Source organism: Methanobrevibacter sp. (assembly GCF_045220775.1).
In the GTDB taxonomy this organism is placed as follows: Archaea; Methanobacteriota; Methanobacteria; order Methanobacteriales; family Methanobacteriaceae; genus Methanocatella.
On record NZ_JBGUWC010000105.1, the window covers coordinates 1 to 12,321 of the forward strand.

The 12,321-nt window shown below is 35.7% G+C and carries 16 protein-coding genes; 4 read left to right on the top strand and 12 right to left on the bottom strand.

What is annotated here, in order from left to right:
- Together ACJROP_RS06755 and ACJROP_RS06760 are read right to left on the bottom strand one after the other, a co-directional pair.
- Window positions 1-1,361 (bottom strand): hypothetical protein (locus ACJROP_RS06755; protein WP_406534718.1); only part of this gene is annotated, 1,361 nt, incomplete at its 3' end.
- A 327-nt stretch (window positions 1,362-1,688) separates the two neighbouring features.
- Complete coding sequence (locus ACJROP_RS06760; protein ID WP_406534719.1) at window positions 1,689-2,228, bottom strand: glutathione peroxidase; 540 nt, start codon at window positions 2,226-2,228, stop codon at window positions 1,689-1,691.
- An 87-nt stretch (window positions 2,229-2,315) separates the two neighbouring features.
- On the opposite strand from ACJROP_RS06760, the gene ACJROP_RS06765 reads away from it, so the two are divergent.
- Window positions 2,316-3,407, top strand: a complete 1,092-nt coding sequence (locus ACJROP_RS06765; RefSeq protein WP_406534720.1) for a cation diffusion facilitator family transporter — start codon at window positions 2,316-2,318, stop codon at window positions 3,405-3,407.
- A 38-nt stretch (window positions 3,408-3,445) separates the two neighbouring features.
- Window positions 3,446-3,844, top strand: coding sequence for a hypothetical protein (locus ACJROP_RS06770; RefSeq protein ID WP_406534721.1), 399 nt, complete (start codon window positions 3,446-3,448; stop codon window positions 3,842-3,844).
- A gap of 22 nt (window positions 3,845-3,866) precedes the next feature.
- Here the strand turns inward: ACJROP_RS06770 and ACJROP_RS06775 are convergent, their stop codons facing one another.
- From ACJROP_RS06775 to ACJROP_RS06795, 5 genes are all read right to left on the bottom strand, one after another.
- Window positions 3,867-4,160: a hypothetical protein gene (locus tag ACJROP_RS06775; protein WP_406534722.1), complete on the bottom strand. Its 294-nt coding sequence runs from the start codon at window positions 4,158-4,160 to the stop codon at window positions 3,867-3,869.
- Window positions 4,157-4,450 carry a hypothetical protein gene (locus tag ACJROP_RS06780; protein WP_406534723.1) on the bottom strand — a complete coding sequence of 98 codons (294 nt, stop codon included), beginning with the start codon at window positions 4,448-4,450 and terminating at the stop codon, window positions 4,157-4,159. The genes ACJROP_RS06775 and ACJROP_RS06780 overlap by 4 nt, the downstream gene beginning before the upstream one ends.
- 31 nt (window positions 4,451-4,481) lie before the next feature.
- Complete coding sequence (locus ACJROP_RS06785) at window positions 4,482-5,354, bottom strand: hypothetical protein (protein WP_406534724.1); 873 nt, start codon at window positions 5,352-5,354, stop codon at window positions 4,482-4,484.
- An 85-nt stretch (window positions 5,355-5,439) separates the two neighbouring features.
- Window positions 5,440-6,585, bottom strand: coding sequence for a hypothetical protein (locus ACJROP_RS06790; protein ID WP_406534725.1), 1,146 nt, complete (start codon window positions 6,583-6,585; stop codon window positions 5,440-5,442).
- Between the two features lie 2 nt (window positions 6,586-6,587).
- Window positions 6,588-6,917, bottom strand: a complete 330-nt coding sequence (locus ACJROP_RS06795; RefSeq protein WP_406534726.1) for an MFS transporter — start codon at window positions 6,915-6,917, stop codon at window positions 6,588-6,590.
- 409 nt (window positions 6,918-7,326) lie between these two features.
- Between ACJROP_RS06795 and ACJROP_RS06800 the strand changes: the two genes are divergently transcribed.
- Both ACJROP_RS06800 and ACJROP_RS06805 read left to right on the top strand, forming a co-directional pair.
- On the top strand, window positions 7,327-7,545 hold the full coding sequence (locus ACJROP_RS06800; protein WP_406534727.1) for a hypothetical protein: 219 nt from the start codon (window positions 7,327-7,329) through the stop codon (window positions 7,543-7,545).
- On the top strand, window positions 7,542-7,907 hold the full coding sequence (locus ACJROP_RS06805) for a DUF2283 domain-containing protein (RefSeq protein ID WP_406534728.1): 366 nt from the start codon (window positions 7,542-7,544) through the stop codon (window positions 7,905-7,907). The genes ACJROP_RS06800 and ACJROP_RS06805 overlap by 4 nt, the downstream gene beginning before the upstream one ends.
- 20 nt (window positions 7,908-7,927) lie before the next feature.
- On the opposite strand, the gene ACJROP_RS06810 is transcribed toward ACJROP_RS06805, so the two are convergent.
- From ACJROP_RS06810 to ACJROP_RS06830, 5 genes are all read right to left on the bottom strand, one after another.
- Complete coding sequence (locus ACJROP_RS06810; RefSeq protein WP_406534729.1) at window positions 7,928-8,533, bottom strand: hypothetical protein; 606 nt, start codon at window positions 8,531-8,533, stop codon at window positions 7,928-7,930.
- A gap of 40 nt (window positions 8,534-8,573) precedes the next feature.
- A complete protein-coding gene (locus ACJROP_RS06815) occupies window positions 8,574-8,777 on the bottom strand; it encodes a hypothetical protein (RefSeq protein WP_406534730.1) in 204 nt (67 codons plus the stop codon).
- 106 nt (window positions 8,778-8,883) lie between these two features.
- Window positions 8,884-9,783, bottom strand: coding sequence for an SseB family protein (locus ACJROP_RS06820; protein ID WP_406534731.1), 900 nt, complete (start codon window positions 9,781-9,783; stop codon window positions 8,884-8,886).
- A gap of 1 nt (window position 9,784) precedes the next feature.
- Window positions 9,785-10,828, bottom strand: a complete 1,044-nt coding sequence (locus ACJROP_RS06825; protein WP_406534732.1) for a hypothetical protein — start codon at window positions 10,826-10,828, stop codon at window positions 9,785-9,787.
- Window positions 10,829-10,832: 4 nt separating this feature from the next.
- Complete coding sequence (locus tag ACJROP_RS06830) at window positions 10,833-12,278, bottom strand: AAA family ATPase (protein ID WP_406534733.1); 1,446 nt, start codon at window positions 12,276-12,278, stop codon at window positions 10,833-10,835.
- Window positions 12,279-12,321: the final 43 nt, after the last annotated feature.

The following is a 12,321-nucleotide window of genomic DNA, read 5'->3' on the forward strand; positions in this document are numbered from 1 at the left end:
CTAACGGAATAAGTGTATGCAGTTTCATTATCCACCTGATCAGTGAATGTTGTGAATGTAGAATCGGCCTTGACTGTTGAAAGCAAAACATAACTACCATCGGTTTTTCTTAAAACTTGATATGAACTTCCAGATTTAGAAGACCAACCTAATGTGGCATTATATTTGCCGTCAGCTGTTGGATAGTATGTAATGTTCTTTAAAACAGTAGTCTTAACTTCATTGGAAGCAACAGTTTTACTGACCACCACCTTGGAGGTCTTGCTGATTTTGTAGTTCTTATCGTTTGATGAAATCTTTATATTATGGGTTCCCAAAGACATTTTATCGGTTTTAAGTGTCGCTACACCTTTTTTGTTTGTTTTGATTTTATAGGTCTTAACCTTTTTGCCTGTGTATACTTTAACCTTAAGTGAAACTTTCTTTACAACATCATCATAGCTGTCCTTGACTGTAATGGTATATCCAGTGCCTTTTTTAACTGTTTTGACCGGAGCTATCGCCTTAAGTTTTAAAGCGGTTTTTGGAACATTATTCCTAATTACAATCTTGGAAGTTGCATTTATTTTATATTTTTTGTTTTTTGTTTTGATGACTATCTTATGAGTTCCTAAAGCCAATTTGCTGGTTTTAAGCTTAGCTACACCTTTGGAATTTGTCTTGACAGTATATGTTTTGGATTTGCCATTGGTATAAACCTTGACTTTAAGAGCGACATTTTTCACATAATATCCATGGCTGTCCAAGACCTTAATCTTATAATAGGTATTCTTTTTTGATTGAATAGTCTTGGCTGGAGCATAAACCTTGGTAGCGGATTTGGTTACCTTAATGGAAGATGCTGCCCTGTTTACATTATCTACAAAAATTTCAACCTCATGATATCCAATAGATAAATTAGGCACTTTTACTGAAGCTATGCCGTTATTGTCGATAGTGGCACTATAGCTTTTTAAAGTGTTGCCTGTGTATACCCTTAACTTAATGAGGGAGCCATACTTTGGTTCCTTGTATTTTACTCCGTTGAAATCGTACACGGAATATACCTTAACTTTATACACGATATTGCCTGATGTATATTCAGAAACCAGAGAAGAATATTCCAAAGTAGTCTTTTCATATGCCTCATCGTATGTGACTAGTGATTTGCCTTGAGAATTTGGTGAGTTGGTGGATGAACTTGAAATATTTTCCTGACTAGAAGAATTGCCTTCATCGGATGAACTTGAACCGGAATCATCAGAGCCCAAACATACATCTGATGCAATATTGCCTTCAACATTTACTTCAGATACATTATCATTTTCTAATGAAAGGTCATCTGTAATATTTTCGCTAGCGGAAATCGAACCGATAGCCAAAAATAATACTATGAATATAGAAAAAATTATTAAACTTTTTTTATAATATTTTGTTCCCGTCATAATATCTCAGTCTTTAAATTATTTTATTTAATGTATTAAATTGTATATTAAATAGATTTTATACATCATCATATATAAACTATTATTATAAAAAGTGCCAATTATTGACCCAAACAGTGATATTGCCTCAATTCCATTCATATTTTTAAAAATAAGGTCAATTTAAAATACTATTGAAAAATATATAATTCAGTGAAAGTTTTCTTATAGAGAATATAATTTTTTCATCATATTCTAATCAAAATTCAATTTTAAAAAAAAAGATTATAAGAGGGCCTTTATGGCCTCCTTTACATCGCCCAAGTCCTCGGTCGGCTCGAACCTTTGGACCACATTTCCCTGGCGGTCAACGAGAAACTTGGTGAAATTCCATTTGATGTCATCATTGTCCTTGTAATGCCTGTCCACTGCCTTCAATACAAGCTTGAGCTTTGTTGCACCTTTTCCTGTGATGTCTGTGAAAGGCTGTTCCTTTTTGAGGTATTCATATAGCGGATCTGCATTTTCGCCGTTGACGTCAATCTTGTCGAAGATTGTGTATGGCACCAGCCATTTTGAACGGCAGACCTCTGTGATTTCCTCGGTTGTTCCGGGAGCCTGGCCTCCGAACTGGTTGCATGGAAAATCAAGAATTTCAAAGCCCTGCTCATTGAATTCCGCATAGATTTCGTTCAATTCTGTGTATTGCGGAGTAAATCCGCATTTTGTTGCTGAGTTTACTATCAAAAGCACTTTGCCTTCATAATCTGAAAGAGAAACAATGTTTCCGTCACCGTCTTTCACTTCAAAATCATATATTGACATGATTATTCACCTTTGAGTTTGGTTATGGATAATTTATGCATTCTGCTATATAAAAATTTATTAACAATCTAAACAATATTCAATATTATGACAAGACAGGATACAATCGTCAAGACCAGCGTAATAGGCATTGTTGTCAATCTGATTCTCGTTGCATTTAAGGCAACCATAGGCATACTCGTAAACTCAATTGCGATTACCTTGGATGCAGTAAACAACCTTACCGACGCATTGTCATCGATAATCACAATTATCGGAGCAAAACTTTCGAGAAAGGCCCCCGACAAGGACCATCCTTATGGATACGGCCGTATTGAATATTTCTCATCCGTAATCATTGCAGCCATTGTGCTGTGGGCTGGAATAACTGCCCTTACGGAGTCATGGCCTAAAATATTCAATCCGGACGTCACATCATATACGACAGTTTCACTAATCATCATTGCCGTTGCCGTCGTCGTCAAAATATTGCTTGGAAGATATGTGAAAAACATCGGCGAAAGAATCAACTCTCAGGCGCTTGTGGCATCCGGAAGCGATGCGCTTTTCGATGCGATACTGTCACTTTCGACATTGGCTGCTGCAATCATATCAATATTTTTCCACATTTCCCTTGAAGGAATCCTTGGAGTCATCATTTCACTTGTAATCATAAAGGCAAGCATTGACATGCTCAGGGAAACAGTTGACAGCATGATTGGGCAAAGAGTCGATGCCGAGCTGTCCCGCAAAATCAAGGAATCCATCCGTGAATTTCCTGAAGTTTATGGAGCATATGACCTGAGCCTGCACAACTACGGGCCTGAAGACATGCAGGGATCAGTTCATGTCGAAGTGGATGATTCACTGACAGCCCTTGAAATACACAATTTAACTCGTGAAATTGTACTTAAAATCCTGGAAGAGTTCGGAATTATCATAACTGTCGGAATATATGCAAGAAACGATACGTACAAGGATATCCGCTCCGATTTGGAGGTCATTGCAAGCGAATACGAAGAGGTATTGGAAGTGCACGGCTTTATCGTCAATGAAGAGATGAATCTTGTTACATTCGACATCATCGTTGATTTTGATGCCGACCGCGAAAAGGTGAAAAATGAGATTCTATCAAAAATCAAGGAAAAGCATCCTGAATTTGATTACTATATAATCGACGACTATGACGTTAGTGATTAAATACTAGTTTGTTTAATATATTAATCAAGGTGTTAAAAATGAAAACTACAAACATAATTTTGATTGCGATTGCAATCCTTGTTGCTGCACTTGTGGCAGTTGGAATCTACACTTTCACCAATGACGGCGGTGAGATTAACGTTCTGAATGCTACACTCGACAACAACACAACAGATTTTATTGATATCGGCACCATTAACGCAAACGACACCAATGATACAAATGACACAGATAACATTACTGTAGTCGGTGACAACTCAATTCTTGACAATGTCACAACCAATTTTGGAAACAACACTACTACATATAAGGTATATGTTCCGCAAACCGACTCATACGTGCCTGTAATCGGCGAGGAATTCGATGAGGAAGTGAACAGATGGTATACCTACGATGCTGATGGTGTAAGATATTACAATACAAGAATTAATCATTAATTCTTTTCTTTTTTTTCTTTTTTTAGTCTAAAAAAACAGCACTGACCAGATTATCCCTATAGGTCGTTTCATCCTTAAGTCCTTCTATGTGATGGATGACGTTCAGTTTCAAGTCTTCAAGCTTTATGCGGGTTTCCAGGTCATTGAAGTCAACGTTAAAAATAAATACGTATTTTATGTACATGTCATAGTCAAAAATAATCCAATTAGGTCCATTGATGTCCAGAAACTGAATGGACCATTTTGACATGATTTTTGAGATTTCAGCGGTCAGATCATCGACGCTGAAATCGGAATCAATGATGATTTCCCTCATTGATATAGATCCTCGGTAGATTCAACCTGAGGCTCAGGAACTTCAGCATTACGTTTTGGAACAAGACCAAAAGCTGTGATGTCCTTTTTTAGAATTGACATTGCCTGTGTAGCCTCTTTGCCTTCAGAAGAAATTATAGCTATATTGAGCCAGTTTTCATCTTCGGACATATATGCACATGGCTCATACAATTGATATTTTGTGATAATGATAAAAAGCAATTCTCTAATCTCAACACTATTTCCAGTGAGTTCGTAGTTCAGTTGTAAAATGCGGTCTTGAATATTCATGATTGTAGTTATGTTTTCAAAGTATAAGTAATTAATTAGATGGGGATGTATTTTTTTCATTTAAGATTTCATTGATGGAATCCTCATCGAAACCGCTGGCCTCGGCAAGTTGAGAAACAGACAACATTCCAGACAATTTACGAATCAAATCTTTCTTACCTTCTTTCCTACCTTCTTTTTCGCCTTTAATTACTCCATCGTCAAAAGCTTTCTTGAAATCCTCTTCAAACATGTCATTTCTCATTTTTATCGCCTCTTTTATTAAAGCAAAATTATCCTTATCAATGAATTTTTCTGCAGTCAACTTCTGAAATGCTTTAATATCATTTATCTGTTTTTGGTTTAACGATTCAATAGTGTTTGTTAATCTGGCCGCTTGAAGCATTATCTTATGGGGAGGAATATTGAATTTAGTGTATAATATCAACTTTAGTGTTATAATGTCCTCGCCTGTTAATGCATAATTGTTTTTAATTTTACTTGCAATATTATTTAACTTTTGCTCCCCGTTGATTCCTTTCAGGCTCACCACATCATAGCTGAAGACGTTTTTCAATCCCCATCCGTAACTTATTTCCTGGTTCGGAAACTCGTCTGTACATATTGCAACCGGTCTGATAAGTCTCCAATCCTCCTTGTGAAGCCTTGTTGAATAGTTAAACATCTTACGGCTCAATCCCAAATTAGGCGTTCCCGTATGGAATTCCAAAAGAAGTATATTACCATCATCAGTTAATCCGGCATAATCAATGTTCAACAGTTGCGCTATGTCTATATATTCACTAGGCAATGTTTTGACAACTTTAACATTAATATCAAGGAAATCGTTCAAATCATTGATTGAATCATATGCAAGCCCTTTTTGGACACGGTCATTGATTTTATTTCCTATCTTTTTTGCCATAATACTTAGTTTAGAAAACAAAGTATTTAAATATTTTTAATTCTAAAATAAAGACAATATAATGGTTTTAAGTCAATTTTACAGTTTAAAAACAATTTTCATATTCGGTCAGTTTTGAAATGTTCATGCTTGCAGTCTCAAAGCCTTCGGTTAAAATCAGCCAGATTGCCTTTAGAAAACCTTCGCTGGTGAGATTCTCACAGTTTTCCATCATAAGCATCTCATAGTTTGGCCTGTCCATGATATCCATTCTGAATTGGGTTTTGATATCTTCCCTCAAGTCCCTGTCGATATATGACTCCAGAATCTTTTTGATGGATATCGCAAAGGTGTTTCCGATTGACTTTGTAATCTCAATTTCCTCTTTTGACATCTCGCCTTCAAGGGACTGCTCGATTTCTAAAAAGGAGGAGTAGTCCTGATAGCCGTACATGGTAAACCTTCCCTCAACTGTATGGGCAGAGTACTCGTCAATAAGGCGTGTGAAGGGTGCATGGACCAGAATGAAAGTTGCAATCGCTTCGATGTATGAGTTTTTGCTGCAGTCAAGGATCCTGCATAGAATCTGTGCAATGATTTCCTTTAAAATGAAGTGTGACAGCTCATGAATCAGTGTGGTAATCTGAAGCGCCGCAGATTGCCTGTCGTCAATGTCTATTCTGTTGAATGTATAAAGGCCCAGTTCCGGACCGAATGACTTGAAATCGACTTCGACAAAGGACTTTGAAAACAAGAGAATCTTATCTAAAATATCCAGATAGTCCAGGACCAGCTCGTTTGACTTGACTAAATCATCGAAGTTCTTGAAGGCAGCCCTTTTGATGCCGTTTTGAATCTTTTTGTAATCCCTGATGGAAAAGTCAAAGCTATTGACCTTATCGATGTTTTCAGGAGTGAATATATTCTCAAAGCATGAAAAGTCATTGCTGCCCCTGACCTTGAATTCCTGTTTAATGTTAATATCTCTGACATCAATGATATCTGAAATATGCTTAAGGCCGGTAAGGCAGTCATAGCAGAAGTTTTCATTTTCAGGATATTCCTTGTGGCATTTCGGACAGTATTTGGTTAATGGAAGGCTATCCAATTCACAAAAATCATAAATGTCTTCCCTTGAAATAACCCTTTTTGAGTAAAATGCCGGACTTTCCAGTCTAGGCATTAAAATACTGTCTATCAGCTGCTTTTTGTCGGTATCGACTTCCAGATATTCAGATAGATTCCTTAACATTTCTACATCTGACTCATTAGCATGAATGATATAAACCAAACGATGGCAGCAATTGCAATTATAATTTTAGCATGGAAAGTTGCCTTTTCTGAATCCTTACGGGTATACAGATAGATTCCGATGATAATACCGATTATCGGAATTAAAATGGCAAGAACATAACCTGCAATGATTGCCAGTTTATGGTCGTTTTCGACCTTTTGGACTTCATAAGTGCTTGCAGTCTCTTGTGCATTAGTTTTTTCGTTTGTTTCAATGTTTGCTCCGCAGTTTTTGCAGAACTTTGCGTTGTCTACTAATTCTTCTCCGCATGATGGACAAAATTTTGACATATAATCACCTTCTATTAATAATTTAAATTTAATTATTTAAAAATGTATTTGATATCAATTTTTTAAAGTGAAAACAAATTTATTATATTAAGTAAATTTTAATATTAAAGCTAAATATTGCTTTAATTTTAATATAAAGTTTTGTGCTTGTGTGCATTTTGGAAAAACTTATATACAATCCAGTTAATACTATTTATGGGAATGCATTATGGCATAATAAAAAAAATTCATTAATTCGAAGTTAAAACAATGCATCAGCCAATAAAGAAAGACAAAAATAATTTAATAAATGATTTATATGAAAGAATAGAGTTATCGTGAAGGAGACAGAGTTCTTCAAAAGCTAATAAAATCAAAAGATAAAGAGAAAAAATATGCTCTGACGAAGCATATAAAGAAAAAAGCAATATTGAGAAAAATTAATATAGCATATATTGAAAAAATGTTATTAACAAAAGAACCTTTAGGTTTACTATCAAGTAGGAAAAATAGATTTAAAGTTTATTTTCCCAGTGAAACAGATTCCAATAATGATTTAATTGTTGTAATAGCAATTGACAGTGATGATAAAATTATAGGCGTAACAACATATGAAGACCCAATATCAAAAAGGGAGGGAATAAAATGATTTCAAAAACTTTTAAGGCAGAAACTGATTATGATTATGACTTAGATATTTACTCTATTACTTCCTGTGAAGATTTTGATTTTAAAAGATCTTTGGAAATTGAAGAAGGAATTATACTTGATTTTGATATTAATGATATTCCCATTTCAATTGAAATATTGGATATTTCTGAAAGGCTTAATTTAAATAAAAAACAAGTACAATCTTCCAATGCACACATGAAAGTGAAAAGTAGTAAAGATATATTAGAAGTTTGCATCACATTCTATGTTAAAATTCAAGAAAGAGAAATTAGTGAAACTATTGATTCAAAAATTGTTAATAGTTATAATATTCCGGAAATGGAATATATTACAGTATAATTAAAAAAAATTGAAAATTACTAAAATAATTTATCAATCAAATGATCGTCATTTCTATAGAAATCCATTTTAACATATTCAATCAAGTTTTGGGGCGCTCCCACCAGTTGCGCTGATGCAAAAAGAGGCATGTATACCTTTTTGGCACCCTGCTCTACACATATCCTCATGACTTCAGGCAAATTCTCGCAATGTTCCTTGCTGAGTATTACTGTACCGTCTTCCAAACTTGAATTATTCTTGATGGATTCATTTGCTACAAGTTCCTGTAAAGAAAATATAATAGGTTCGCCGTCACTTGTCAAATTATCGACTGTTGTTTCATTATTTTCAATAGTTAATTTGTATATGTCTGTACCCTCAACGAAATAGACTTCACCGACATCAATCTCATTGTCCAAAAGGTCCCCGATTTGAAGTGATGTGTCAAGCTCCGGCTCTTCGACCGGCAATTCCTCTTTCATTGCATCCTTATATGATAAAAAAAGTTCTCCAAAATCCAATGCTGAATCCTTTTCAGGCAAATCGTCTTCTTGCTTAGCTATTATTTTCAAAAGACGGATGATTTCTTCGTTTTGCTTTTCAATGTTTCTGTTGATTTCAATTAGTTCGGATAGTTCAGACATAGTTAATGGTATATTTTTTTTAATTATTATATATTTTGAGTTAACTTTCAAAATGACTTTCGGTAATTTTAATTCTTTCAGTTAAATGGTTTTTGAAATATTTCCAATTTCTGATATCTACAAGAATTCTCATGTCCTTTGTTCTTTCAAATAGTTTTTCAGCTTCATCACTAGAACCATATTTGTTTTCCATTTCTTTGATGAATTCTTCACCAGTATATTTGCTAATTTTCTCTGTAACCATCATAATCACTTTCAAATTGTAGTTTATAGTCATTAGTTAATATATTTTTTTCTTTGAAGTGATTACAATAATCTAATAATAAAACAATTTGATTAACTCACATCAATTAGATTTTGAACATGTAATACATTGACTCAGATAGCCTCTCGTCATTGGCAAATCTCTCAAAGCCCAATGAATATTTCAACAGGTTATATCTGGTAATCAGGACATTGTCTGACTCGGGATTCAGGATGATGCCGTCCAAATCTTCTGAAAGAACAAAATTGACAAGGGTTGCAAGATTGACAATCTGTGAATACTTGACCTTGCTTGTCTTGATGTGGTTCATTTTCTCATCAGAGGTAAAGAGTGTCGCATATATTCCTCCGACCTTGTCCATGTACATCTGAGCTACGGGACCTGTCTCTTTAAGAGAAATAAGTGAATTTTCTGATTTTAAATCCAAATCACTTAACATTAACATTAACAATGTTGAGTTTGTCATGTGCTCAAAGAGATTGACGGTATCCCCGATGTTGTTCGGGTTTTCAATGAACGCTTCCAGATTCCCATTATCGATGGAATCCTTCAGTTCAATCAATTCCTCTTCGGAATATGGATTGGTTGTAAAAAAATTAGTTTTCGGTATATTTGTAATTGCTAAAATAAACTCTTTTTTGAATAAGTATTTTTCAGATGAAGGATTCAGGATGTATCCGTCGATGTCTGTGGTCTTCAAGATGTTTTGATAAAGCTCAAAGGAGTTTTCGAGGATTTGAATGTCCTCATCTGATTTGTAAAACTTGTGAAATTCGTCCATATCAGTAAAAAGCGGAGTAATCTTGCCGTCATTGTCGTCCTCATAAATAATGAAGTTAAGAGTGCCATTTTCGCGCTTGGCCGGAATATACAGATTGGAGTACCTGAATTCATTGATCAGTCTGAATGTCAAGTCTTCGGTCAATTCGTTGTTGTTTGTGTATATGTCCTCAATGACACATCTCAAATGTTTATGGTTAGACATTTTAGCTCAAATATTCCTTTACTGATTTGATAAGATTTTCCATTTCGGAAACCTGATTTTCCACAGCAAAACTGTCCTTGTCCTCTTCGATTGAAAGGACCAGTTCGTTTGCAAGCTGGTTCAACTTGTCAATCATTGATTCGAGAACATCGAATTTGCTTTGAAGCTCCTCTTTTATACGGGGTGTCAAGTCACCTGCAAGAGCTATAATATTTTCGATATCATCTGCCTGTTCATTGAACATTTCGCTGCAGGTGTCAACGGAATGCATGAATCTTGTGTTGGTCAATTGCGGAGGCTCGAACCTTGTGTCAATCAGTTCACGCACGTTGCTTTCCTTATGGCCGAAGACATGCTTCAGCTCATTGAGCTTTGCGGTGTATTCATGATAGCTGTTTTCCGGAGCCTTCACCTGCTCGACCTTTGGCTTATTGCTTTCAAGCACTTTGGCGATAGGATCAGCAGTTGTCAGCCTGTGGATTGCATATCCTGCAGTGAATGTCGGAATTGAGCATAAAACGCTGAATATTCCAATTCCAATCAAGCTTGAAGGGTTGTAAACCGCTGCAATAGATGCAAAAAGCATAAACAATAGGACTGTTATTGTTTTAGTTTTTGAAAGCACGTATTGTCCTGTGGACTTGTTCTGCCAATAGAAGAGAAGGTGCTTCAAATCGACAATAAGTCCGAAATCGTTGTTTGACAGCAATGTTTGTGAAAGTCTGTCCTTATTTAGAATCTTGTGGATTGAAGAACCCACTACATATGTAAGTCCGGCAAGTATCAGTGCAATGAATATTGCGCCGATTGATCCTGATGGAACCAATGCCGCTGAAAAGAACAGAAATACTGCGGCTGCCGCAACTTTTGATTTTGATAAAACGTAATAACTACCTTGTTTCCAGTAGAACAGCTGATATTTCAAGCTGTTGTCATGCAATTTAATTTCATTTCCATTTCTGAATGATGATGATTTACAATATGGACAGTAATTTACACTTGCGTGTACATTAGAGCCACATTTATTACAAATTTTGTTAGCCATGTCTCTACTCCTCAACTAAAAAGTCTTCGTATGTCAATGTATTTAATTCTTCATCAGTTATGTTTTCTTTAGGAGCTAATCTGTTAGCCTGTGCAGTCAATACCTCTTCGAAAAGGTTCCTGACTGCCCTTCCATTTGCAAAGTTTTTGGATCTTGTCTCGTACATTTTCTTAAAGTATTGCTTTAGATAATCCTGTGCCTGATTGTCGAGAACTAAATTGGAGTCCTCACACATCAGCAGGAATATCTCATATAGCTCTACATCATTATAATCGTCAAAGTATATAAACTTATTGAACCTTGACTCCAAACCTGGGTTTGAGTAAAGGAACTTCTCCATAAGTGCAGGATAGCCTGCAACAATGACAATCAAATCGTCTCTGTGGTCTTCCATTGCTTTTAAAAGAGTGTCTATCGCTTCCTGACCGTAGTCATTTTCGCTGCTTGAGGCAAGTGCATATGCCTCATCGATAAATAATATACCTCCCAATGCTGATTGTATAACGTCTTGAGTCTTAATTGCGGTCTGGCCGACATATCCGCCGACTAAACCGGACCTGTCGGTTTCTATTAAATGACCTTTTGATAATAGTCCTATTTCATGATAAATTTTAGATAGAAGTCTTGCGACTGTGGTCTTTCCTGTTCCGGGATTTCCTGAAAACACTAAATGCAAGCTCATTGGAGGTTGCTTGATTCCCCTTTCCTGCCTAATCTTTCTGATTTGGACCAAATTGATTAATGAATTAACATCCTTTTTGACCTTTTCAAGGCCGACCAATTTATTTAATTGTTCTAAATAATCATCTAAAGTCTTTATGTCTTTAGGCTTGATTTCATTAACTTTAGGCGGTTTTATTTCTCTGATTTCAACATCGTTTGAACATAATTGCCTTTCTAAGCTATTGATGTAATCCTGATAAATCTTAAGGATATCCTCATCCAGCTTGTTGTCAACAGTTATGAAAAACTTGCCCAATAATTTGTAGCAGCCGAAAAGCTCGTTTGCTGAGTTCAGTTCGCTCATGTTAAGGCTGTTTCCATATACATCAAGCTGGTGCAGACAGCTGAAGGATAACGGCAAGCTGTCATCTATTTTCAAATCGCTTAGATTTGAAATGTCTTCCTTTGTGTAACTTGTATCCAATAAGGAATTGATGAATTCCAGTTCATTGTCGGTTATCTCTTCATTGCCCAGTCCAAGAAAACTGAAGTATTTGAACAGATCGTCATAGATTATGCTTTCCAGGCTGACATTTCCAAGGTCCTTAATCTCCGGAATGACGTCCCTGAAGACTTCCAAAGTTTTCACTAAAAATGTCACATTAGACAGGTAACCGCTCAGATAATCCATGTTTACCTTACATACTTCGCCGCCGCAGCTCGGGCATGATTTCTGGGAGTTGTCGAGTATTTTCCCACAGTTATTACAAATTGTCCACTCTAACATAGCAAATACCTAATAGAAATATTGATGTTCATATATAAAAACC